This is a genomic window from Aeromonas sp. ZOR0001 (genome assembly GCF_000801015.1).
Lineage (GTDB): Bacteria > Pseudomonadota > Gammaproteobacteria > Enterobacterales > Aeromonadaceae > Aeromonas > Aeromonas veronii.
Window position 1 is genome coordinate 14,046 of record NZ_JRJY01000120.1, and the last position, 24,299, is coordinate 38,344.

Genomic DNA, 24,299 nt, shown 5'->3' on the forward strand with positions numbered 1-24,299 from the left:
TTGCCCGATTGGGATATCTACCGCTTGCAGCTATACCCGCTATGATTTTTTCACCTATGCAGCTATGTCGATGAAACTTGTTGCGTAGGTGCGACAATCTGATCTCGCCATGGGGTGGGCGAGGGGCTGACTCTGAGCTAACAATCCGCCCGATCTTTGCCCCGAATAGGCTGGGGTGTGTTACCGCGGTGCAATGCGCTGCGCTTGTTGCACCCTACGCCTGTTAACCGGCCTCGGGGCGGCGCGTTGGGTGTGTTGCCCCCTGTTGTTTGCCGAGGTGAGGGCACAAGGTCAGGAGCGCCGTCATGGACGACGGCGCAGACGCAGGCGGTACAGGGATGTACCGTCTGCGTCGTTCCGCCAGACCTTTTGCCTGAACCGAGGGAACCCGACGCAGGAGGGCGAACAAGTGGGGGTGGCCTTTCTTTTGGTGACTTTTTTTTGGCCACGCAAAGAAAAGTCACTCGCCAAGCCGCGTAGCGGCGGCGAAATCCCATCGAGGACGGAGTCCTCGCGTTCTGCATGGCGAAGCCATGCCAAATACCTTGTTGCAGGGCAGAGACGTTACCTACCCCCTCACCCTAACCCTCTCCCACAAGGGGAGAGGGGACGGTTACCGCGGACGATTACGCTTCGCTAATCGACCCTACTGGCGAAGCCATGCCAATACCCTGTTGCAGGGCAAAGACGTTACCGACCCCTCACCCTAGCCCTCTCCCGCAAGGGGAGAGGGGACAGTTACCTTGGCGCAGGCGCGGGAGACCGGCTGGTCTCCGCTAAAGTCGCTACCGCCCCTGACTGTCGCTGCCAGATTGCGCCGTTGACCATTGATCTCGGAAAAGGGGTCAACAGACGCCCATCGCCATATTACGGAGCCAGAGTGGTCTCATCTATGGTTTTGATGAGCTAACTATCAGAAAAGAGTGATTTTTTGCGCTGGCACAAACTTTTATTAATTAGCGATTAGTTGATGATTGTCGGGGCTTGGAGCTGGCAGGGCGGTGGGGTGACGCCGCGAGGGGAGTGCAAACGGTAAAAAGAGGGGAGCGCAAACGGAAAAAAGCGAAGGGGCCCGCGGTGGGCCCCTTGTTGTTGGCGCTCGACGCCGCGCCGCTATTTGGTGGCGGGGGCAGGGAAGTATTTGCTGTGCAGCAACGGGTATTCGCTGCTCGCCAGCACCTGGGTCAAGCCGGTCTGGAACTCCTTGACCAGCTCGTCGCTCACCGGATGGCTGAAGGCGAAGCAGAGCTGCTCGGAGCTCAGCACCCACTGCTCCTTGAAGCTGGCTGGGTCGATCTTTTGCTCTGCGACCAGCATCTCCATGGTGGTCTTGTGGGTTGACAGCAGATCAACCCGGCCGGAGGTGAGCATCTTCAGCGCCTGTGATAGCCGATTGGCAGTCATCAGCCTGGTCTCGTCAAAGCCGTTGTTGAGCAGCAGTTGCTCTCCCACATCGGCCCGCACCGCCCCGATATTGAACGCCTTGGCATCGTCGAGCTTGGTGATGGTGATATTGCGCTGGGCCAACCCTACCAGCACGACTTCGATATAGCCGACGGGACAGGCCCACTTGAACAGGGGGTCCCGTGCCTGGGTGCGGGCGGTGGAGAAGAGCACCGCATTGGGCTTTTGGGTCAGCAGGTAGTAACCGCGCGCCCACGGCATGATGGTGATGGGTTGCGCCGGCGTGTTGGTCTTTTTCCACACCAGTTGCAGCAGCTCGACCGCGAGGCCGGTGGGGGTGCCGCTGGCATCGGCGTAGTTGTAGGGTTTGTACTCTTCGGTGATGTAGTGCAGTTTGCCAAGCTCAGGACTCGCCTGTGCGAGGGTGGCCAGCAGCGCCCCGGCCAATCCAATCCATGGTTTCATTTTTGCCATCCTGATCAAGGGAATATCTGCTCAAGTGTGACCAAGCTGGCCGATTTCGCCAAGGCGACGGAGCATGTTTGGCAAAAAAGCGCGGGCGCATGCCGCCATCTTGCGCCCTATGTCGGCGGCGATCTGGGCGTTAGCGCAGCGGCAGGTATTTGGCTTGCAGGGCCGAGAAATCCGCCGAGGCGACGACCTGGGTCAGCGCCTGCTGAAAGAGGGCGACCTCGCTGTCGGGCACCTGACGGCTGAAGGCGTAGCAGAGCGGTCTGGCATCCAGCACGAAGGCGACATGAAAGTCATCCGGCTTGAAGCCCAGTTGTTGCAGGGTTTGATAGCCCGCCAGCTTGTTGGTCGCAAAGAGATCGGCGCGACCTGAGGTGAGCATTTTGGCCGCCTGGGTGAGGCGATTGGCCAGCATCAGCTGGCGCTCATCGATACCGCGTTCGAGCAGCAGCTGTTTGGAGACGGTGGAGCGCACCACGCCGACCTTGTAGCGGCTGATCTCGGCCTCCGAGCCGAGGGTGATGTTGTCCGCCTTGCGCCCCAGCAGCACAAACTCCGAGTGATCGATGGGGCAGGCCCACTTGAAAAGCGCCTCCCGCTGCGGGGTGCGGGCGGTGGCAAACAGCACCACATTGGGTTGTTGTTGCAGCAGGTTGTAGCCCCGGGCCCACGGCAGAATGCGGATGGGCTGGGGCGACACGCCGCGCGCTTTCCAGATAAGCTGCATCAGCTCCACCGACAATCCGGTCGGCATCCCTTGCTGGTCGCTGAAATTAAACGGGGGAGAGATTTCGCTCAGATACTCGAGCTTGCCCGGATCGGCCTGCGCGAAGGTGGCCCACAAGAGCAGCAGCAGATGAGGTAGGTGCCATGTCCGCACGGGAAAGATCCTTCGCAATCAACTATGTAGCCCAGTTTGACTGCTTGCGGCGGGAATAGCTAGCCACCTCTATTGCATCTTTCATCAATAAAATGGGCAGCGAACCGCTGCCCATCGGGTGAGTGAGTACTCAGCGCACCGGCAGGTATTTGGCCTGCAATTTGCGAAACTCCTCCGAGGCGAGGGCGCGGGTCAGGCCCTGCTGAAAGAGGGTGATCTCGCTGTCGGGCACCTGACGGCTAAAGGCGTAGCAGAGCTGCTCGGCGCTCAGCACCATGGCCACGTTGAAGTCGTCGCTGCTCAGCTTCAGTTCGCGAATGGCGTCATATCCCGCCAGCTTGCTGGTGGCCAGCAGGTCGGCGCGGCCGGAGAGCAGCATCTTCAATCCCTGCGACAGGCGGTTGGCCGGGATGATGTTGTTGTCATCCATGCCGTTGTTGAGCAGCAGCTGCTCGGCGGCATCCGAGCGCACCGCGCTGATCTTGTATTGGCTCATCTGATCGAAGGCGGTCAGGGTGATGTTCTGCGCTTTGCGGCCCAGCAGTATGTACTCCGAGTAGCCGATGGGGCAGACCCACTTGAAGAGGTCTTCCCGTGCCTGGGTGCGGGCGGTGGAGAAGAGCACCACGTTGGGCTTCTGGGTTAGCAAGTAATAACCTCGCGCCCAGGGCAGGATGCGCACCGGCTGGGGTGTCACGCCGCTGTGTTGCCAGATCATCTGCAGCAGATCGACCGCAAGGCCGGTGGGCTGGCCTTGCGGATCGCTGTAGTTGTAGGGGGGGTACTCTTCGGTGAGGTACTCGAGCTTGCCCAGATCAGCCCGGGCCGTCGAGGCCCAGCAGAGCAGCAACAGATGACAGATCAGCCATATCCTCATAGGGAACATCCTTAGCGATCAACCTTCCCTTGAGTGTGACCATGAACAGAGTAAATAGCCACTCACTGCAGTTACCAGCGGGCGCGGATCTGCCCGATAGGCTGGTAGGCCTCATCCCGCAGCCCCACCAGCAGGGTCTTGCCATCCGCTTGCAGCCGGAACTCGCCGTAGCGGGCCGCTTCGTACTGTTCCCCCGTGCCCTCTTCAAAGAAGTAGGCATCGGGGCCGATCTGCCACTGCCGCTCGCTCTGGTGCACCTGCAATAGTCGCTCATCGCTGGCGAGCCGATCCGGTTTGCCATCGGCCACTAGTGTGGCCACCTGATGGGCATCGAGGCGGATCACCAGGGGGTCGCTGCCCTTGTTTTGAGTAGCTCTGGCGTCGCGGCTGGTCAGCTCGCGGGCAATTTCATAGTTGAGCCGCATGTAATCCCCCTGCATCAGGGAGCGGGGATCGACCGGAGCGAGCCGCAGCAGCACCACTTCGCCGCTGCTCATGGCGTGCTCATAGCGCCAGACGGTGGCATTGATGCCTGCCAGGATGGCGAGGCCGCTCAGCAACAGGGCGAGTTGTCGGGTGGCGGGTTTCATGAGTCGCTCCTTGCCGCAAAGGTGGTGAGCAGCTGGCGGGCCACCAGCAGCAGGATGCCGGAGCCCAGCAGCAGCCAGGATTTGGTCATCAGGGTGAGCCCCAGATCGTAGTAATAGAGCGAGCCATAGCCGAGCAGCAGCAGGGCCGAGAGGGTCATCAGCCCCAGACTGCCGGCATAAAATCCGAGGATCAGTACCAGTGCGCCCGCCCCCATGCCGGGGATGATGGCACTGATCAGCACCAGCGGCAGGCCAAACAGCAGGGGGAGCCTCAGTTTCACCATCACCGCCAGCAGCAGGGCGGCGCAGATCAGCGGATTGAGCCAGAGCGGCAGGCGAGACAGCCCCAGTTCGTCCAGCACGCTGCTGCCGCCATCCCACAACGGGTGGTGCAGACGACCCAGCACCAGCAGGGAGAGGGCCAGCCCCAGCGTGATGGAGTGGTAGAGCTGGTGGCGGGCGGGGTCATGGTCTGCCCGCAGCCAGCAGAAGGTGATGGCCGCCATCACCAGCGGCAGGGCCAGCAGTTGCAGCCCGAGGCAGGCAAGGCCAAGGGTGAGCAGCAGGGCCGCCGCCACGCTGTGAAACAGCCGCACCAGCCAGTGATCGAACAGCACGGCGATGGCGAGCGACAGCAGGCACAACCCAAACCAGAGCAGGGCGTGATGAAGGTCCAGCTGATCGAGCAGACCATAGAGCAGCCAGGCATCGGCCGCCAGGGTGAGGGCCAGCACGAACTGATCCCAGAGATCGCCGCGCTGGCTGCGATTGAGGGCGTAGGCCCCCGCCAACAGCACGGCCCCCAGCAGCAGGGCACTATTGGCCTCGCGGGTCAGCTGCTCGAAGGTGAGAAACAGGAAAAAGAGCAGGAACAGGGCGGCAATCCAGCCCACCAGCCCCAGCAGAAAGCGGCTCGACCACTGGGGCTGGGTATCACGGGGCTGATCCCCTTCCACCAGATTGGCCTGTTGCAGTGCTTGCCAAAGGGTCAGATCACTCATGAGACCTCCGTTGTTGTTGCAGCCAGCGGGCGGCGGTGACCGAAAGGCCGATGGCAATCAGGCTCAGCAGCAAGAAGCCGTTGATGTCGGGCTCCATCCACTTGCCCAGCGCCGCGAGGATGACGGCAATCAGACTGAGGCACCCCATGGCGAGTCCGGCGATAAATCTGTGGTGCCACAGGGCATAGGCGGTGGCGAGCCAGCCAAGCCAGAGCGGCCACACCAGCGCAGAGGCGGCATCAAACAGCGCCAGCAGGGTGAGCAGGGTGGCCCCCAGACCGGCAGCAAGGCCCGCCAGCCAGCTTGGCATCAGGCGCCAGCGGTTTGGTGCCAGCAGAAGCAGACCCCAGAGGGCGACGTTGAGCAGGGTAAGGCACCAGCCCAATCCCTCTTCATCGAAGGTAAAGAAGAACGTGAACAAACCGAGCCGCCAGTAGAGTACCAGCGCCAGCTGGCCGAGCAGCCAGCTCAAGGTCCAGAGCAGGGGACTTTGGCCAAATGTCGCCAGCGGCACCAGCATCAGCGCCCAGGTGGCGAACAGCTGCCAGGGATCGGCGCCGGTCTGGTAGGTTTGACCCACCAGCGCCAGCAGGGCGCCGATATTGAGGGCGATAGCGAGCAGCAGCGCCTGACGGGGGGTATCCCCCAGCGGTTTGCGCCACAGCAGAAGCAGCATGGCTAGCAGCGGTGCCTCCAGCAGGGCGAGGCGGGAGACCCGGCCCAGCTCTTGCCAGTTGAAGGCGACGAAGAAGATGAGGCCAGCCCCGATACAGAGGGCACCGAGCCACAGCAGCAGCCGGTCAAACAGCCACTGCCAGCGCGCCGGATGGGGGGGAAGATCGGCGAGGGTCAGGGCGTCCGCCAGCTTCTCTGGCGCCAGCCGTCCCTGTTTGACCCATTCGAGAAGCGTCTCTCTTGATATGTTGTGCATGGGGGGACTCCACGAGGTTTGCCCCATTATGGCATGAGGCACCCGCAACCGTGCACTGCCCCTTGGCTCTGCGGCTGGTGGTTGCGACAGTGGATTACGCAATAGACACAGCAGTAAACAAAAAGCCCTCCACAGGGGAGGGCTTGAGCAGCGGAAAAGGCGATCAGGCAAAGATCAGAGTGCTCACCCCAAGGCCGACGAAGAGGATGGCGCAGGCGATGCGGATCCCCTTGAGCGGCAGCTTGTCTGCCCCCAGCTTGCCGATCAGCACCACAGGCACGTTGGCCAGCATCATGCCGAGGGTGGTACCGGTAATGACCTGCACCAGCGAGTCATACTTGGCGGCCAGTAGCACGGTGGCGATCTGGGTCTTGTCGCCGATCTCGGCGATGAAGAAGAGTACGAAGGTGGCCATAAAGGGGCCGTATTTATCCAGCGAGCTCTCCTCGTCATCCATCTTGTCCGGCACCAAAATCCAGATAGCCATGGCGATAAAGGCGATGGCGACCAGCCAGGTCATTATCTTGGGATCGAGCCAGCGACTGATGAACTCGCCAATCCAGGCAGCGCCCGCATGGTTGAGCAGGGTAGCCGCCAGCATGCCGGCGATGATGGGCCAGGGCTTGCGAAAACGGCAGATGAGCAGCAACGCCAACAGCTGGGTTTTATCGCCGATTTCGGCAATAGCGACGCTGAGGGTTGAGGTTAACAAGGCTTCCATAAAAATGACCGGGGGACGGAATTGTTATAAACCAAAGACAAGCCTGCGCCATCCGTCCCCGGTATTGGCACTGGCCCGTCAAAGGTCTTGTCAAATCCATGGCTGGCATGGATCACCCTGACCATGGTGATTTGGCACCAAGTATGTTGATCAGGGTCGCAAACCGGTATTCATGCAATGGATGGCACCGGCGTGCGAGACTACTCCCCCTCGATGGGAGCGGGCATTCTAGGGAAAAACCGCATGAGTGACAAGGGGATCAGCCACCCACCAGCTTGACGCTGAAACCGGCTTTCTCCAGCTCGGTTTTGATCAGGTCCCGTTTATCCCCCTGGATCTCGATTATCCCTTCCTTGATACCGCCTCCGGTGCCGCACTTTTTCTTGAGCAGGGTGGCCAGGGATTTTTGCTGATCGGCGGGTACGCCATGAATGGTGATCACCCCGGCACCCTTGCGCCCCTTGGTCTCGCGGCGAATGCGCACGGTGCCGTCGGTGGGGAAGGGGGAGGCGGATTGGGGAGCGCTCTGCTCCTTGATCATGCCGCCATCTGTGCTGTAAACGAGGCGGCTGTTGTTGTCGTGACTCATGGCAATACTTTATGGGTTAGCTAAGCGGAGTTTGATTTTACTCAAATAAAAGTTGAAGACACAGCTTATAATGCCCCAAGTAAAAGCGAATTATTATTGTTTAACTTCAGGAGTCAGTCATGGTACTCACGCAGTTGTCACCGGGACAGAGTGCTCGCATCAAGAATATGAATCAGCTCGCCCGGCCGCTGCGCCGCAAACTGATGGTGATGGGCCTGTTGCCCCAGACTGAAGTCATCTATCTGCGCTCCGCCCCCCTGGGGGACCCGCTCCAGATCCAGTGCCAGGGGATCTGTCTCTCCATGCAAAAGAGCCTGGCCCAGCAAATAGAAGTCGAGCCGGTATAACCCCCTGTTCGGCTACCGCTCCGGTCAAGAAAGTCACCGGGAGCGGTTCAGAGACAAGAAGTCGAACCTGCAAAGCGGCTTGCCACACGCGCGGCGGGTTCAGAAGAAAATAGAGGTAGAGCTGGTATGAATTATTCCCTGGTAACGGTAGGTAACCCCAATAGCGGCAAGACCTCCCTGTTCAACGCCCTGACCGGCGCTCGCCAGCAGGTAGGCAACTGGAGTGGTGTCACCGTCGATAAGAAGATGGGTGAGTTCAGCGCGGGTGAGCATCACTTCAAGCTGATGGATCTGCCCGGCATCTATAGCCTGGCCAGTCAGGATGGCAGTCTGGACGAGCAGATCGCCAGCCGCTTTGCCCAGGGCCAACAACCCGACCTGCTGCTCAACGTCATCGACGCCGCCAATCTGGAGCGCTCCCTCTACCTCACGCTGCAACTGCGCGAACTGGGCCTGCCCATGGTGGTGGTGCTCAACAAGCTGGATATCCTGCAAAAGCGCCGCATCGTCATCGACGAGAGCAAGCTCGGCAAATCCCTCGGTTGCCCTGTAGTGGCCCTCTCTGCCCACAACAGCAAGCAGGTTGCCGCCTTCAAGCAGCAGATCCGGCAGTTTATCGGTCAGCCGCAAGCCGCCTTGCAGCTCGATTACGGCCACGCGCTTGAAACCGATCTGGCGGAGCTGGAGACCCTGCTAGCCCCGCATCATCTTACTACCCGTGGCCGCGCCCTGCGCCTGCTGGAAGAGGATGCGGTGATGCAGGAGACCTTGCTGCCCGGTCAGCAGGCGGCCGCCGCCAATGTAGTGGCTCGCGCCCATCAGGGACAGGATATCGACCTGCAGCTGGCGGATATTCGCTACGGCCATATCCACCAGTGGGTACAACAGGCGCGTCAGCAGAAGGGTAAGCTCACCGAGGCCCAGAGCGAGTGGCTGGATCGGGTGCTGCTCAATCGCTGGATTGGCATCCCCTTCTTCCTGTTTGTCATGTACCTGATGTTCCTGTTTGCCATCAACGTCGGCAGCGCCTTTATCGACTTCTTCGACATCATGGGCGGCGCCCTGTTTGTCGATGGGGTGCACCACCTGCTGGGGCTGGTCAATGCCCCAGAATGGCTGGGCGCCATTCTGGCTGATGGCTTTGGTGTCGGCTTGCAGACCGTCGCCACCTTTATTCCGGTGATTGGCTGCCTCTATCTGTTCCTCGCGGTGCTGGAGAGCTCCGGCTATCTGGCCCGTGCCGCCTTCGTGGTGGATGCCCTGATGCGCCGCCTCGGCCTGCCGGGCAAGGCGTTCGTGCCGATGCTGATGGGCTTTGGCTGTACCGTCCCCTCAGTGATGGCGACCCGTACCCTCAACTCCGAGCGGGAGCGGCTGATGACCTCCGCCATGGCCCCCTTCATGTCGTGCGGTGCCCGTCTGCCGGTTTACGCCCTGTTTGCGGTGGCCTTCTTCCCTGAATCAGGCCAGAACCTGGTGTTCGGTCTCTACCTCATCGGCATTCTGGTGGCGGTGCTCACCGGCCTGTTGCTGCGCAGCACCCTGCTGCCGGGCAAGAGCGACTCCATGCTGATGGAGATGCCGGATTACGAGTGGCCGCGTCCGGTCAACGTTGCCATCAAGACCTGGCAGAAGCTCAAATCCTTCGTCTTTGGCGCCGGTAAAACCATCGTGCTGGTGGTCGCCGTGCTGAGCGTGCTCAACTCCCTGGGGACCGATGGCAGCTTTGGCCATCAGGAGCAGGAGAGCTCGGTCCTGAGCAAAATCAGCCAGGCGGTGACCCCGGTGCTGCACCCCATCGGTGTACGCGATGACAACTGGCAGGCCACGGTCGGCATCGTCACCGGTATCTTCGCCAAAGAGGCGGTGGTCGGAACCCTCAACAGCCTCTACGCCGGTGGTGGCGCAGAGGAAGAGAAAGGCGAGTTCTCCCTTGTCGCCAGCTTCCACGAAGCGGTGGATGCCGTAGCGACCAATCTGGCCGAGATCAACCCGACCGACCCCATGGGCCTTGCGGTGGGCAATCTCGACGACCAGAAGGCGGCTGCCGAGGAGCAGGAGGTAGATGTTTCCACCTACGGCAACATGCAGACCCACTTCGACGGTGCGGCCGGTGCGTTTGCCTACCTCTTGTTCGTGCTGCTCTACATGCCCTGCGCCGCCGCCATGGGTGCCCTGGTGCGCGAGACCGGCCGCCAGTGGGCGCTCTTTACCGCCGCTTGGTGCAACTACATGGCCTTTATGTGCGCCACCGTCTTCTATCAGCTGGCCACCTTCGCCGCTCACCCCGAGCAGAGCCTGTTCTGGGTAGCGAGCTACGGCCTCTCCCTGCTGCTGCTCTGGTGGGCCGGTCGCCGTCACGGTGACATCGTCGCCCGCAAGGTGGTGACATTATGATCCTGCGCGAGCTGGGGGATTACCTCGCCGCGCAGCAGAAGGTGAGCCGGCGCGAGCTGGCTCGCCACTTCCACACCTCGGAAGATGCGGTGGAGGCCATGCTCGGCGTCTGGATGCGCAAGGGGCGGGTCATCAAGCGCGAGAGCCGGGTCTGTGGCGGCAGCTGCTGCGGCAAGAGCGAGGAGGTGATGTTCGAGTGGTGTGCCCCGGGCCAGATTGGGTTCAAGATCCGCTAAACGACCACCAAACCTCATCACCAAACATCGAACAATAAAAAACGGCAGATCCTGCACAAGGGTCTGCCGTTTTTATTGCTGAAAACAGGCGGGATCAGGCGCTCTGGCGAGCCTCGCTCAGCAGTGCCAGCGCCGGTTGGGCGTTGTCCGGCATCAGCCGGTAGGCCTTGTGGTGTTTGACCAGGGTGGTTTTCTTGTTGCCCTGGCTCAGCAGCAGACCGTGCTTGAAGGCTGCCTCGGCCAATACCTTCTCGTCACCGCGCACGTAGAGGGTGAGGGGCTTGACCAGCTCACCGCCCTCGATATGGCCTGCATACTCGCTGTGGCTTACCACCAGACTCGCCTGACCGCCCGATTGCAGGCGCAGCTTGGCATTCACCTCACTCTCGGTCAGCACCAGCCAGCCTGCCGCTGCCAGCTCCTCCAGCAGCGCCGCCAGCTTGGCTCCCAGCTGCTGCGGATTGGTCATGGCACACTGGTACTGAAAAGCGATGCGCTCCAGTAGCCCCTTGAGATCGGCACCCGCACCCAGGGTACGGCCAAGCTGCACCCAAGCTTTCAAATCTTCCATCACCAGACGAGAGAAGCGCTTCTCCTTGAGGGAGTCGGCCATCCAGGTGCAGAGAAAGTGGCTCTCTTGCGCCGGAGTGCGCTTGCCCGCCTTTTGCTCGGCGGTGCGGGCCAGTTCGGCCAGGCTCTGGGTGGCCATCTCGAACAGGGCCTGATTGTAGGTCGGAGAGGTCATAAGCAATCCTTGAGTTGACCACCAGCGGTCAACACCGATGACAGAGATGGCAAAGGCGCCAGTGGCGCCTTTGCGGTTCAATAGAGCAACTGCCCGCCTTATTTCGGCTGACGGGGCTTCTTGGCGGCGGCCAGGCGCTTGAGGCGCTGACCCTGCAGCTTGGCTTCGGCCATCACCTGGGCCACGGCGTTATCTTCACGCTGCGGGCGCTTGCCGAAGCGACGACGCTCCTGCAACTGCTTGATCAGCTCGTCACGGCTGCTCACTTCGTAGCCCGGCACCATGATGCGGCGGATCTTCTGGCCGATCAGGGCCTCGATCTCCAGCAGGGTGCGCTCCTCTTCACGGCTGACGAAGGAGATGGCCATGCCGCGCTTGCCGGCACGACCGGTACGGCCGATGCGGTGCACGTAATCTTCCGCCAGGAACGGCAGATCATAGTTGACCACGTATTCCAGATCCGGAATGTCCAGACCACGGGCGGCCACTTCGGTGGCGACCAGTACCCGTACCTTGCCTTCCATGAATTCGCGCAGGGCGCGGCGACGGTTGCCCTGGGCCTTCTCGCCATGGACCACGGCGGACTTGATGCCGTCGAGGTTCAGCTCCTCGACCAGCACATCACAGCTCTCGCGGGTACTGGCAAACACCAGCACCTGCTGCCAGTTCTGCTTGCCAATCAGCTCGGAGAGCAGCTCGCGTTTGCGCTTTTGCTCGACCGGATAGACGGTGTGACTGACGGTGTCGGCAGTGGAGTTCTGCTTGTTGACGCTGACGATCTGCGGTCTGTCCAGCATCAGGTTGGCCAGTTTCTTCACCCCTTCGGAGAAGGTGGCGGAGAACAGCAGGTTCTGACGGGTCTTGTTGACCGCTTGCAGGATCTTCTGCACATCGGCGCTGAAGCCCATGTCGAGGATGCGATCCGCTTCATCCAGCACCAGACACTCGACGCCGGAGAGGCTGAGGTTGCAGGCGGTGAGGTGCTCCAGCAGACGGCCCGGGGTGGCCACAATGATGTGGGCGCCCGCTTTGAGCTTCTTGGCCTGCACGTCCTGCTTGCCACCGCCGACGATGGTGATGGTGGTGATATCGAGATATTTGGCGAAGTCATTGATGTTGCTCGCCACCTGAGCCGCCAGCTCGCGGGTCGGGGTCAGGATCAGCACCCGGGCGTTGGAAGGTTGGGCCGGTGCCGGATTGTCTACCAGACGCTGCAAGATGGGCAGGGCGAAGGCGGCGGTCTTGCCGGTACCGGTCTGGGCGCTGGCCAGCACATCGCGGCCACGGCGAATGGCCGGGATCGCCTGTTGCTGCACAGGGGTCATCTCCTGATAACCGCAATCTGAGACAGCACGCAAAATCTCGGGGGCAAAATCGAACGATTCAAATCTCATAATGGGTTCCTGTGTTCCAGCTGGGCTGTGTTTGGCTTGGTTAGCTCGGCATGAGCGAGACGGAGGTTGTAACCACCGACGGCTGCGCCTGACATCAAGTCAGAGAGTGAGCCGGAAAATGGCGGGCGCGAAGTGTAACAGATAGACGTCACAAATTCTGCCTCAAATGGTTGGAGTTTTTCGCGTAGCGGCTGCTCTGTGTCGCAGCCATCGCACGCCACTGCAGCAGTTCTCTGCACCGATGTTGGGAGCGTATGAGCGGCTGGTGAGCGTGCATAGAAAATCAGCCCCGCATTGGCGGGGCTGATTGTGAAAGCGCATCATGGCCTTGGCCGGTCGGATCAGACCGCCAGATAGTCCATGATCCCTTCGGCCGCTTTGCGTCCTTCGTAGATGGCGGTGACCACCAGATCGGAGCCACGTACCGCATCGCCACCGGCAAACACCTTGGGGTTGCTGGTCTGGAAGGCATATTCCGCTTGCTCGCGCGCCTTGATGCGATCCCGGTTGTCGAGCTCGATGCCGAACTCCGCCATCCAGGGTTGGGGGTTGGGCTGGAAGCCAAACGCCATTACCACCGCATCGGCGGCCAGCACCTGCTCGGAGCCCTCGATAACCACCGGATTGCGGCGGCCATTGGCATCGGGTTCACCCAGCTCGGTGCTCACCACCTTGATGCCGACGGTGCGACCGCTGGCATCCAGCTCGACCGCCACCGGTTGCAGGTTGAACATGAACTCAACCCCCTCCTCGCGGGCGTTTTTCACCTCCCGCTTGGAGCCCGGCATGTTCTCCTCGTCGCGGCGATAGGCGCAGATCACCTTGGCGGCTCCCTGACGGATGGCGGTACGCACGCAGTCCATGGCGGTATCACCACCGCCCAGCACCACCACCTGTTTGCCGGCGAAGTCGATGTAGTCGGCTTGCGCCTTCTCGAACCCCAGCAAGCGGTTGGCGTTGGCGATGAGGTAGGGTAGGGCGTCATAGACGCCCGGCGCCTCTTCGTTGGCAAAGCCGCCCTTCATGTACTTGTAGGTGCCGACCCCGAGGAAGATCGCATCGAACTCGCCGAGCAGGTCGGCAAAGGTGATGTCCTTGCCAACTTCGGTCTCGAGACGAAACTCCACGCCCATTCCCTGGAAGATCTCGCGGCGACGCTGCATCACCTCTTTTTCCAGCTTGAAGGAGGGGATGCCGAAGGTGAGCAGGCCACCGATCTCCGGATACTTGTCAAACACTACCGGGGTGACGCCATTGCGTGCCAGCACGTCGGCACAGGCCAGCCCCGCCGGGCCGGCACCAATGACGGCGACCCGCTTGCCGGTCTTGACCACGTTCGAGAGATCGGGCTTCCAGCCCATCTCGAACGCCTTGTCGGTAATGTACTTTTCGATGTTGCCGATGGTCACCGCGCCGAAGCGATCGTTGAGGGTGCAGGAGCCCTCGCACAGACGATCCTGCGGGCAGACCCGACCACACACTTCCGGCAGGCTGTTGGTCTGGTGGGAGAGCTCCACCGCCTCCAGAATGCGCCCCTCTTTGGCCAGTTTCAGCCAGTTGGGGATGTAGTTGTGGACCGGACACTTCCACTCGCAATAGGGGTTGCCGCACTCGAGGCAGCGATCTGCCTGCATCTCGACCTGAGGCTTGTTGAAAGACTCGTAGATCTCCACAAACTGGATCTTGCGGATCTTGAGCGGTTTCTTGGGCGGGTCGACCCGCTGGACATCGATAAACTGAAATACGTTCTGGCTCATAGGGTTCCCTCCTTATTGCGCCTGGATTCTGAGTTCTGCACTGGAACGGCTGGTGTGACCCAGCAGCGATTTCACGTCGCTGGACTTGGGTTTGATCAGCCTGAACTTGGGCACATAGGAGTCGAAGTTGGCCAGGATCTCCTCGGCGCGCGAGCTGCCGGTCTCATTGAGGTGCGCCGTGATGATGCCGCGCAGGTGCTCCTGATGGATGGCGAGATCCGCCACGTCCAGCAGTTCCACCAGCTCGGGGTTAGTGCGCTTGGCGAAGTTGCCGCACTCGTCGAGCACGTAGGCAAAGCCGCCGGTCATGCCCGCCGCGAAGTTGACGCCGGTCTGACCCAGTACGGTGACGATGCCGCCGGTCATGTATTCACAACCGTTGTCGCCAATTCCCTCGACTACCGCCAGGGCACCTGAGTTGCGCACCGCGAAACGCTCGCCAGCAGTGCCTGCGGCGTAGAGTTTGCCGCCGGTAGCGCCGTAGAGGCAGGTGTTGCCGATGATGGCTGCTTCGTGGGATTTGAACGCCACGCCGACATGGGGCTTGATCACCAGCTTGCCGCCGGTCATCCCCTTGCCCACATAGTCGTTGGCGTCACCGGTGAGGATCATCTCAAGGCCGCCAGCGTTCCAGACGCCGAAGCTCTGGCCTGCGGTGCCGTTGAAGTGCACCTTGACCGGATCCGCAGCCATACCCTGGTTGCCGTGCCGCTTGACGATTTCGCCGGACAGACGCGCACCCACCGAGCGGTCGGTGTTGCGAATGTCGTAGCGGAACTCGCCGCCGCTGGCGGTCTCGACCGCTTCCAGCAGATCTTCCACCATTTTCAGGTTGAGCGGTCCCTTGTCGAAGGTGGGGTTGTGCTGCTGGCTGAACAGGCTGGAGCCTGCCGGCGCCACCGGGCGGGCCAGAATGCCGGAGAGATCCAGCTTGGCCTGACGGGCGGTGAGGCCGGGCAGGGCTTCCAGCAGGTCGGTGCGGCCAATCAGGTCGGTCAGCTGGGTGACGCCGAGCTGAGCCATCAGCTCGCGGGTCTCTTCGGCGATGAACTTGAAGTAGTTCATCACCATCTCCGGCAGGCCGGTGAAGTGCTCGCGACGCAGCTTCTCATCCTGAGTGGCTACGCCGGTGGCGCAGTTGTTCAGGTGGCAAATACGCAGGTATTTGCAACCGAGCGCCACCATGGGGCCGGTGCCAAAACCGAAGCTCTCGGCGCCGAGGATGGCCGCCTTGATGATGTCCAGACCGGTCTTGAGGCCACCATCCACCTGCAGCCGCACCTTGTGGCGCAGACCGTTGGCGACCAGCGCCTGTTGGGTCTCGGCCAGACCCAGCTCCCACGGGGAGCCGGCATATTTGACCGAGGTGAGGGGGCTCGCGCCGGTGCCGCCGTCATAACCGGAGATGGTGATGAAGTCGGCATAGGCCTTGGCCACGCCGCAGGCGATGGTGCCAACGCCCGGCTCGGAGACCAGTTTCACCGACACCAGACAGCTCGGGTTGATCTGCTTGATGTCGAAGATGAGCTGGGCCAGATCCTCGATGGAGTAGATGTCGTGGTGCGGCGGCGGTGAAATCAGGGTCACGCCAGGCACGGAATAACGCAGCTGGGCGATCTGCGCGGTGACCTTGTCACCGGGCAGCTGGCCACCCTCGCCGGGCTTGGCCCCCTGCGCCACCTTGATCTGCACCACATCGGCGTTCATCAGGTAGTGAGGGGTGACGCCAAAGCGACCGGAAGCCACCTGCTTGATGCGGGAGTTCTTCTCGGTCCCGAAGCGCTTGGGATCCTCGCCCCCTTCACCGGAGTTGCTCTGACCGCCAAGGCGGTTCATGGCGACAGCCAGCGCCTCGTGGGCCTCAGGGCCGAGGGCGCCGATGGACATGGCGGCGGAGTCAAAGCGGGGGAACAGCTTGTCGGCCGGCTCAACCTGATCCAGTGCGACCGGATTGTCGACCTTCTTCAGGGCCAACAGGTCACGCAAGGTAGAGACCGGGCGTTCGTTGACCAGATGGGCGTACTCCTTGTAATCGGCATAGTTGCCGGAGCGCACCGCGGTTTGCAGGGTCTGCACCACATCCGGGTTGTAGGTGTGGTACTCGCCGCCGTGGACGAACTTGAGCAGGCCGCCGTGGGCGAGGGGCTTGCGGGCCAGCCAGGCCTGACGGGCCAGCTTGAGCTGATCCTGCTGGATGTCTGCAAAGTCGGCGCCCTGAATACGGCTCGACACGCCACGGAAACAGGTCTCGACCACGGCTTTGGCCAGACCGACTGCTTCAAACAGTTGGGAGCAGCGGTAGCTGGCGACCGTGCTGATGCCCATCTTGGACATCACCTTGTAGAGCCCCTTGTTGATGCCGTTGCGGTAGTTGACCATCGCCTGGCGCAGGGGCATGGCGAGCACCCCCTCTTCAACCTGTTTGGCCAGGGTTTCGTAGGCCAGATAGGGGTAGATGGCGGTCGCGCCAAAGCCCAGCAACACCGAGAAGTGGTGCGGATCGCGCACGCTCGCGGTCTCCACCAGAATGTTGGCGTCACAGCGCAGGTTGTTGTCCACCAGAGTACGCTGCACCGCACCCACCGCCATGGCGGCCGGGATGGGTAGGGTATCGATGCTGATGTCGCGATCCGACAGCACCAGCAGCACGGTACCGCTCCTGGCGGCAGCCTTGGCCTCCTCGCAGATGCGCAGGATGGCGGCCTCCAGTCCCTCTTCGGGCTTGAAGTTGAGGCTGATCACCTTGTGCCGGTAGTACTCTCCCTCCAGTGCCAGCAGCTGGTGGAAGTCGGAGTAGAGCAGGATCGGTGACTGGAACAGCACCCGGTGGGCGTGGCCGAAGGTCTCGTTGAAGACGTTCTGCTCGCGACCGATACAGGTGGCGAGCGACATCACGTGATTCTCCCGCAGCGGATCGATGGGCGGGTTGGTCACCTGCGCAAACATCTGGCGGAAGTAGTCATAAAGGGTGCGAGCGCTGGAAGAGAGCACTGCCATCGGGGTGTCATCCCCCATGGAGCCCACCGCTTCCTGACCATTTTCACCGAGAACCCGGATGATCTGGTCCAGCTCCTCGAAGGAGTAGCCAAACAGCTTCTGATAGGTTTTCAGCTGCTCATCGGAGAACTCGCGGCTACCGGTCTGGCTGTCGTCCATCTGCTCGAAGGGAACCAGCCGGCGGCAATGTTTGTCCATCCACTGTTTGTAGGTGTGGCGGCTCTTGAGATCGTCATCGATCTCGAAGCTGGTCCACACCTTGCCGTTGCTGGTATCGACCACGAACAGCTCGCCCGGGCCGACCCGGCCCTTCTCCAGTACTTCGTCCGGGGTGTAGTCCCAGGTGCCAACTTCGGAGGCGAGGGTGATGAACTTGTCCTTGGTGATGACGTAGCGGGCCGGACGCAGGCCGTTTCTGTCAAGCGCGCAGGTGGCGTAGCGGCCATCGGTCATGACGATACCGGCCGGGCCATCCCACGGCTCCATGTGCATGGAGTTGAAGTCGTAGAAGGCGCGCAGGTCGTCATCCATGTTCGGGTGCTTTTGCCATGCTGGCGGGATCAACAGGCGCATGGCGCGGAACAGGTCCATGCCACCGGCGAGGAAGAGATCCAGCATGTTGTCGAGGCTGGAGGAGTCAGAGCCGGTGGTGTTGACAAAGGGAGCCGCTTCCTGCAAATCGGGGATCAGCGGCGTCGCAAACTTGTAGCTGCGTGCCTTGGCCCACTGGCGGTTGCCGGCGATGGTGTTGATCTCGCCGTTGTGGGCCAGATAGCGGAACGGCTGGGCCAGCGGCCAGCGCGGGCTGGTGTTGGTGGAGAAACGCTGGTGGAAGACGCAGATGGCCGCCTGCATACGGATGTCGGCGAGATCCAGATAGAAGCGCGGCAAGTCCACCGGCATGCACAGCCCTTTATAGACGGTGACCAGGTTGGAGAGGCTGACCACATAGAAGTAGTCGTCGTTGACGCGCTTTTCGATGCGGCGACGCACGATATAGAGGCGGCGCTCGAGATCCTTGTCGACCCAGCCGGGCGGGGCGTTGACAAAGACCTGTTCAATGCTGGGCAGGGAGGCTTTGGCAATGGTACCCAGTACGTTGGTATCGACAGGCACCTTGCGCCAGCCGACCAGACTCAGGGTCTCTTTTTCCAGCTCCTCGTCGATGATGTCGCGAGTTGCCTGGGCCAATACGGGGTCAGGGTTGAGAAACAGCATGCCGACCGCATAGTTGCGGCCAAGGTGCCATCCCTTCTCCTCGGCGACAGCTCTGAAGAAGCTGTCGGGTTTTTGCAGCAACAGGCCGCAACCGTCGCCGGTCTTGCCATCGGCGGAGATCCCGCCGCGGTGCTGCATGCGAGCCAATGCTGACATCGCGAGACGGACAAGCTTGTGGCTGGCTTCCCCTTCCATGTGGGCCAACAGGCCGAAGCCACAGTTATCCCTCTCCAGCTTTGGATCATATAGTGACATTGCATTTCTCCCTTGCTCGGCCTTGCATCGCACAGTTATCGTCTGACTGCATAAATTGCGACTGGCTCTTGTGGTTCCGTCTGCCTGACGTGGCGAATCTCCAAACTAATGGGATTTTCGGACGAGGTCAATCGCAGGTCAGGTTTGTTGTCCCAGTTACATTTGCATAACAAAGTGTCGGATTTTAGGTTGTAAACGAGATTAATCACATGATTGCTCTGTGTAAACTGTTATTTTTAGTTAAATGTATCGCCGTTGTGGGGTTCGCTGGTGTACTTAGCGACCGGGGGCGAATGTAGTAATTTTACCAACCAAGCGTTACCGACAGCGGAAGGGATCACATTTTCAATATCGCGGGCTTGCAATTGTGTGGTGTCGGGACTCTTTGAATTTTTCATTGTCCAACAGTAGGTTATCAGGTCTTATCTTCATACGGTCGTTTATTGTTGAAATCATCAACTACCTGAAAAACTCTTTATTTTGCGCATTTTCTCTATATTTATTCAAAATTGACCGGGTATTTATATGTTTTACCCTCTCAGCTAGCTTGATCCAGCTCAGCCCCTGTTTTGTGCAAGCTCGTACAATGGCGCTCCTTTAGCGGAGGTGTCATGCAGTTACACGAACTCGTCAATACATTTGGTCAGGATCTCAAGCAGCGTCACGGCCAGAAGATCCACAAACTCTCCATCCACGGCGCCTTCACTTGCCCGAACCGGGACGGCACCCTGGGCCGCGGTGGTTGCACCTTCTGCAACGTATCCTCCTTCGCCGACGAGTCGGCCCAGCAACTATCAGTGGTGCAACAACTGTTGGCCCGGCGGGACGAAGTCACCCGTGCCAAGCGCTATCTTGCCTACTTTCAGGCCTATACCAGCACCTATGCCGAGGTAGAGTATCTGCAACGGATGTATGAAGAGGCGCTGTCGGTGAGCGACATGGTGGGGCTTTGTGTCGGCACTCGTCCCGATTGCGTGCCGGATGCGGTGCTTGATCTGCTGGCAGGCTATCAGGCCCGGGGTTACGAGGTATGGCTGGAGCTCGGGCTGCAAAGTGCCAACGACAAGACGCTACAACGGATCAATCGTGGCCACGGTTATGCCGCCTATGAGGATGCAGTAAGACGTGCCCATCTGCGTGGGATCAAGGTATGTGCTCATCTGATCGTCGGCCTGCCGGGCGAGGTGCCGATGGACAGCCTCGATACCCTGCATCGCATCGTGGAGACCGGCGTGGAGGGTATCAAGCTGCATCCACTTCATGTGGTTGAAGGCAGTACCCTTGGCAAGGCGTGGCAGGCGGGGCGGCTGGAGGTCTTGACGCTGGAGCAGTATGTGGAAGCCGCTGTCGCCATGATCCAGAACACACCACCCGAGGTGGTATATCACCGTATTTCGGCCTCAGCTCGCCGTCCGACTCTGCTGGCGCCGGTCTGGTGTGAAAATCGTTGGACGGCCATGGCGGACATTGCCAAAGCACTCTCATTGAGCGGTCCGCAAGGCCACGCGTTGGGAAGCCCCTTTATACTTCCTGACCTATAATTGAGTGTAAAGTTATTATTTCACGTAAAACATAGGGTTATATAAAAAGTTCATACCCTAAACTATAGTTTTGGTACGTGCCGGTTGATATCATGGTGCGCCATAATAAATGTCATTATCAATTAACGTCGACATGTCCCCTGCTTACAGTGCTAGCATGGCGCTGGTGAACCGATCTTTTACCCATAACGCACCATGCCGCCATTGTTGCCATGCAGGGGAATATAGGATGAGTGTCGCGATCTATCTGGGCAGGTTTATCCCCTGATCAGGCTCATCGGCGGGAAGACCACCCGGTTTTAGCGTGACTATTGCAGGAAAATATGAGCGTTCAACGCTCGTATCGACCTCATTTATGCAGTGACAGGATGCTATGCAAGCAGAAACAAGTCGTATTGATGAGTTATTGGAGTGTCTGGTCTTCTTGACCCGCTTTTATGGTGTGCCCAACAGCCAGGATGCCCTGACGACCGGGTTGCCACTGGTCTCCGGACGCCTGACTACCGCACTCTTTTGCCGTGCTGCCGAGCGGGGTGGGTTATCCGCCCGTGAAGTGATCCAGCCACTGGCCGACATCTCTCCCTTGCTGCTGCCTTGCGTATTGCAGATGCGCAGTGGTGGCGCCTGCATTCTGCTGGAGTGGAACGAAGATCGCAGCCAGGGGAAAGTGATCTTCCCGCAGGCTGGCGATGCCGCGCAATGGCTGACTGCAGCCCAGTTGGGCGATGAGTATCTGGGCCGCCTCTTCTATGTGAAGAAGCAGTTCAAGTTTGACGAACGCTCGCCCAAGGTGCTGGAAACCCGTGATGGCCACTGGTTCTGGAGCACCTTGTTCGAGTCCCGCGGTATCTATCGCGATGTGCTGATCGCCTCCATTCTGATCAACCTGTTTGCGATAGCCAGCCCGCTATTCACCATGAACGTCTATGACAAGATTGTGCCCAATCTGGCGTTTGATTCGCTCTGGGTGCTGGCGGTGGGGGCCATGGTGGTCTTTACCTTCGACTTTGTAATGCGGCAGTTGCGCAGTTACTTTATCGATATTGCCGGGAAAAAGTCCGATGTGCTGCTGTCGGCCAAGATTTTCGCCAAGGTGATGGGCATGCGGATGGAGTCCCGTCCCGCTTCCACCGGCGCATTCGCGAAACATCTGCAGGAATTTGAATCGGTGCGGGAGTTTTTTACTTCCGCGACGGTTTCAACTCTTATCGATCTGCCCTTTGCCGTCTTCTTCCTCTTTATTATCTGGATGTTTGCCGGTGTGATGGTGGTGGTGCCCATCGTGGCCATGCTGATCCTGATCGCCTACAGCTTTTATATCCAGGAACCCCTCAAAAAATCCATTGAAGAGGGCTCACGCCTAGCATCCCAGAAAAACGCCAACCTGATAGAAAGTATTTCCGGGCTGGAAACCGTCAAGATTTTTGGCGCAGAGAGCATGTTCCAGCATCGCTGGGAACAGGCCGTCTCCCATATTTCCACCTGGGGTGTACAAACCCGCCGTATTACCAACTCCATGTCCTCGCTGGCCAGTTATATTCAACAGGTGGTGACGGTCGGTCTGGTGATCGTCGGGGTTTACCAGATATCCGAGGGTAATGTGACCATGGGGGGGATGATCGCAGCCGTGATGCTATCCAGCCGTGCCATCGCGCCCATGGTGCAACTCTCTGTGCTCTCGACCCGCTATAACCAGGCCAAGTCTGCACTGGATATTTTGGAAAAAATCATGCAAACCCCGGGTGAGCAGGAGGAGGGCAAGCAATATATTCATCATCCGGTGATTTCCGGTCGAATTGAATTTGAAAATGTCTCTTTCAAATATCCGGGAATGGAAACCTGCACCCTGCACAATATTAATTTGCGCATTCAACCGGGCGAAAAGGTGGCAATTATCGGCCGGATTGGGGCGGGCAAAACTACCCTCGAGAAATTGCTGATGGGGCTGTATCGGCCGACTGATGGCTCGGTGCGTATCGATGGGTTTGAGCTGGATCAGTTGCCGCCTTCGGTGATCCGCCGCAATATCGGCTGTGTCCCGCAAGATGTCATCCTCTTCTTTGGTTCGGTGCGAGACAACATTATGCTGGGCAATCCGCTGGTGGATGACGTGAGGGTCTTGCGCGCCGCCAAGCGGGCAGGCGTTACCCATTTTACCAACCGGGATCCCAACGGGCTGGATCGGCAGATCGGCGAAGGGGGCCGCCAGCTCTCCGGTGGTCAGCGTCAGGCGATCCTATTGGCGCGCGCCCTGCTCAATGATCCTCCCATTCTGGTGATGGATGAGCCTACATCCAACATGGACAACCAGTCCGAGATGCAGGTCAAACAGGAGCTCGCCAGATTGGGCCCGGAAACCACTTTGATCCTCATCACCCACAAAACCTCGATGCTGGATGTGGCATCTCGGGTGATCGTCATCGAACAGGGGCAGATAGTGGCTGATGGCCCCAAAGAGCTGGTGTTGCAGCAGTTGAAGGAAGGCAAGGTGCGTGTGCAGGAGGTGTCCCATGGTTAAGGGGCTCATGGGCTGGTTCAAACGCAGCCAAAAGGCGCCTTCTGACGATGTGTTGCCGGCACCCGAGCATCTGGAGTTTGTCGATGACGGCGCGGCAGCTGTGCTGCTGACCACGCCGACCGGAGCCCGCATCCTGTTGTGGTGCTGTTTCCTTTTTTTCATGAGTGCCATCGTCTGGGCGGCCTGGGCCGAGCTGGATGAAGTCACCGTAGGTCAGGGCAAGGTTATTCCATCCCGTCAGCTGCAGGTGATCCAGAACCTGGAAGGGGGGATCGTCAAAGAGATCTTCGTCAAGGAGGGGGATATAGTCGAGAAGGGGCAGCCGCTGCTGCGCATCGATGACACCCGTTTCCGTTCCGATTTTAGGGAACGGGAGCAGGAGGTGGTCACCCTGAAAGGGGATGTGGCCCGCCTGCGTGCCGAGATGGCCAGTGTCGAGGTGAAAAGCGATCCCGCGCTGGGATGGCGTGAACAAGTAGTAGTGGGGGAGGCACCTATCCAGTTCCCCGATGGTTATGAAACCGTCTTTGCCGAATATGCCAACCGTGAGCGTTCGGTGCAGCGGGATCGTCTGAATAACCTGAAGAATCAGCTCTATATTCTTGGTCAGCAGATCGAGCAGAAAGAGCAGGAACTGATCGAACTGAATGCCAAAATCCGCACCGTGAACCGCAGTGTGGATCTGGCCAAACAAGAGCTCAATATCAGCCGTCCGCTGGCGAAAGAGGGTATAGTGCCTCAAGTGGAGCTAATCAAGCTGGAGCGGCAGGTTAACGAGATGCAGGGGGAGCTGGAGAGCAACCGTCTGCTTATTCCAAAACTCAATTCGGTGTTGCGTGAGACCATCTCCAAGCGCAACGATATTGCGTTGAAGTTCAGGGCAGACTCCCAGACCGAGCTGAATGAGAAGCAGGGGCGGCTTGGTCAGTTGTCAGAGGGGCAGGTTGGCTTGCGAGACAGGGTTGACCGGACCAGCGTGATTGCACCGCTTAAAGGCACCATCAAGAAGCTCAAGATCAACACCCTGGGCGGCGTGGTTCAGCCCGGCATGGATTTGATGGAGATTGTGCCGCTGGAGGATACCTTGCTGGTTGAAGCCAAGGTGTCACCGAAAGATATCGCCTTCCTGCGACCGGGGCTGGATGCCATCGTCAAAATAACTGCCTATGACTTTACCATCTATGGAGGATTGCATGGCAAGGTTGAACAGATAAGTGCGGATTCGATCCAGGATGAGGAGGGGAACTCCTTTTATCTGGTTCGGGTACGGACAGAGAAGAGTTACTTGGGCGATGAGCTTAACGCACTTCCCATCATCCCCGGTATGTTAGCCAGTGCTGATATCATTACTGGTAAAAAAAGTGTCCTAGACTATTTGCTTAAGCCGATTTTACGGGCAAAGCAGTCGGCACTGAGAGAACGATAAGCCA

General features: G+C 59.7%; 18 protein-coding genes. 6 read left to right on the forward strand and 12 right to left on the reverse strand.

Annotation, left to right across the window (positions count from 1 at the left end; translation table 11 throughout):
• Positions 1–1,113 precede the first annotated feature (1,113 nt).
• The 8 genes from L972_RS15650 to L972_RS15685 all read right to left on the reverse strand — a co-directional run bounded on the left by L972_RS15650 (position 1,114) and on the right by L972_RS15685 (position 7,464).
• A complete protein-coding gene (locus L972_RS15650; RefSeq protein WP_047439390.1) occupies positions 1,114–1,869 on the reverse strand; it encodes a substrate-binding periplasmic protein in 756 nt (251 codons plus the stop codon).
• Positions 1,870–2,008: 139 nt separating this feature from the next.
• Positions 2,009–2,755: a substrate-binding periplasmic protein gene (locus L972_RS15655; protein ID WP_047439391.1), complete on the reverse strand. Its 747-nt coding sequence runs from the start codon at positions 2,753–2,755 to the stop codon at positions 2,009–2,011.
• A 130-nt stretch (positions 2,756–2,885) separates the two neighbouring features.
• Positions 2,886–3,632, reverse strand: coding sequence for a substrate-binding periplasmic protein (locus L972_RS15660; protein ID WP_047439393.1), 747 nt, complete (start codon positions 3,630–3,632; stop codon positions 2,886–2,888).
• A 71-nt stretch (positions 3,633–3,703) separates the two neighbouring features.
• Entirely contained in the window at positions 3,704–4,222 is a 519-nt protein-coding gene (locus L972_RS15665; protein ID WP_047439395.1) for a GDYXXLXY domain-containing protein, read from the reverse strand.
• A complete protein-coding gene (locus tag L972_RS15670) occupies positions 4,219–5,223 on the reverse strand; it encodes a DUF4401 domain-containing protein (protein WP_047439397.1) in 1,005 nt (334 codons plus the stop codon). The genes L972_RS15665 and L972_RS15670 overlap by 4 nt, the downstream gene beginning before the upstream one ends.
• On the reverse strand, positions 5,216–6,154 hold the full coding sequence (locus tag L972_RS15675) for a DUF2157 domain-containing protein (protein ID WP_047439398.1): 939 nt from the start codon (positions 6,152–6,154) through the stop codon (positions 5,216–5,218). Before L972_RS15675 ends, L972_RS15670 begins: the two co-directional genes overlap by 8 nt.
• Before the next feature lie 163 nt (positions 6,155–6,317).
• Positions 6,318–6,875 carry a TMEM165/GDT1 family protein gene (locus L972_RS15680; RefSeq protein ID WP_005337386.1) on the reverse strand — a complete coding sequence of 186 codons (558 nt, stop codon included), beginning with the start codon at positions 6,873–6,875 and terminating at the stop codon, positions 6,318–6,320.
• A 259-nt stretch (positions 6,876–7,134) separates the two neighbouring features.
• On the reverse strand, positions 7,135–7,464 hold the full coding sequence (locus L972_RS15685; protein WP_047439400.1) for a translation initiation factor: 330 nt from the start codon (positions 7,462–7,464) through the stop codon (positions 7,135–7,137).
• A 119-nt stretch (positions 7,465–7,583) separates the two neighbouring features.
• Here L972_RS15685 and L972_RS15690 point away from each other — a divergent pair, with 119 nt between their 5' ends.
• The 3 genes from L972_RS15690 (at position 7,584) to L972_RS15700 (ending at position 10,444) form a co-directional block, all read left to right on the forward strand.
• A complete protein-coding gene (locus tag L972_RS15690; protein WP_005337384.1) occupies positions 7,584–7,811 on the forward strand; it encodes a FeoA family protein in 228 nt (75 codons plus the stop codon).
• Positions 7,812–7,937: 126 nt separating this feature from the next.
• On the forward strand, positions 7,938–10,208 hold the full coding sequence (gene feoB, locus L972_RS15695) for a Fe(2+) transporter permease subunit FeoB (RefSeq protein ID WP_047439401.1): 2,271 nt from the start codon (positions 7,938–7,940) through the stop codon (positions 10,206–10,208).
• A complete protein-coding gene (locus tag L972_RS15700) occupies positions 10,205–10,444 on the forward strand; it encodes a FeoC-like transcriptional regulator (protein WP_047439403.1) in 240 nt (79 codons plus the stop codon). Before feoB ends, L972_RS15700 begins: the two co-directional genes overlap by 4 nt.
• Before the next feature lie 94 nt (positions 10,445–10,538).
• Here the strand turns inward: L972_RS15700 and L972_RS15705 are convergent, their stop codons facing one another.
• The 4 genes from L972_RS15705 to gltB form a co-directional block, all read right to left on the reverse strand.
• Positions 10,539–11,189, reverse strand: coding sequence for a DUF2913 family protein (locus L972_RS15705; RefSeq protein ID WP_047439406.1), 651 nt, complete (start codon positions 11,187–11,189; stop codon positions 10,539–10,541).
• Between the two features lie 98 nt (positions 11,190–11,287).
• A complete protein-coding gene (locus L972_RS15710; RefSeq protein ID WP_047439408.1) occupies positions 11,288–12,583 on the reverse strand; it encodes a DEAD/DEAH box helicase in 1,296 nt (431 codons plus the stop codon).
• Between the two features lie 341 nt (positions 12,584–12,924).
• Positions 12,925–14,340, reverse strand: coding sequence for an FAD-dependent oxidoreductase (locus tag L972_RS15715; protein ID WP_047439410.1), 1,416 nt, complete (start codon positions 14,338–14,340; stop codon positions 12,925–12,927).
• Positions 14,341–14,352: 12 nt separating this feature from the next.
• Entirely contained in the window at positions 14,353–18,810 is a 4,458-nt protein-coding gene (gltB, locus tag L972_RS15720) for a glutamate synthase large subunit (protein ID WP_047439412.1), read from the reverse strand.
• Between the two features lie 611 nt (positions 18,811–19,421).
• Between gltB and L972_RS15725 the strand changes: the two genes are divergently transcribed.
• From L972_RS15725 to L972_RS15735, 3 genes are all read left to right on the forward strand, one after another.
• Positions 19,422–20,351, forward strand: a complete 930-nt coding sequence (locus tag L972_RS15725) for a TIGR01212 family radical SAM protein (protein ID WP_047439413.1) — start codon at positions 19,422–19,424, stop codon at positions 20,349–20,351.
• Positions 20,352–20,724: 373 nt separating this feature from the next.
• Positions 20,725–22,869, forward strand: a complete 2,145-nt coding sequence (locus L972_RS15730; RefSeq protein ID WP_047439415.1) for a type I secretion system permease/ATPase — start codon at positions 20,725–20,727, stop codon at positions 22,867–22,869.
• Complete coding sequence (locus L972_RS15735; protein WP_162504345.1) at positions 22,862–24,295, forward strand: HlyD family type I secretion periplasmic adaptor subunit; 1,434 nt, start codon at positions 22,862–22,864, stop codon at positions 24,293–24,295. Before L972_RS15730 ends, L972_RS15735 begins: the two co-directional genes overlap by 8 nt.
• Positions 24,296–24,299 lie beyond the last annotated feature (4 nt).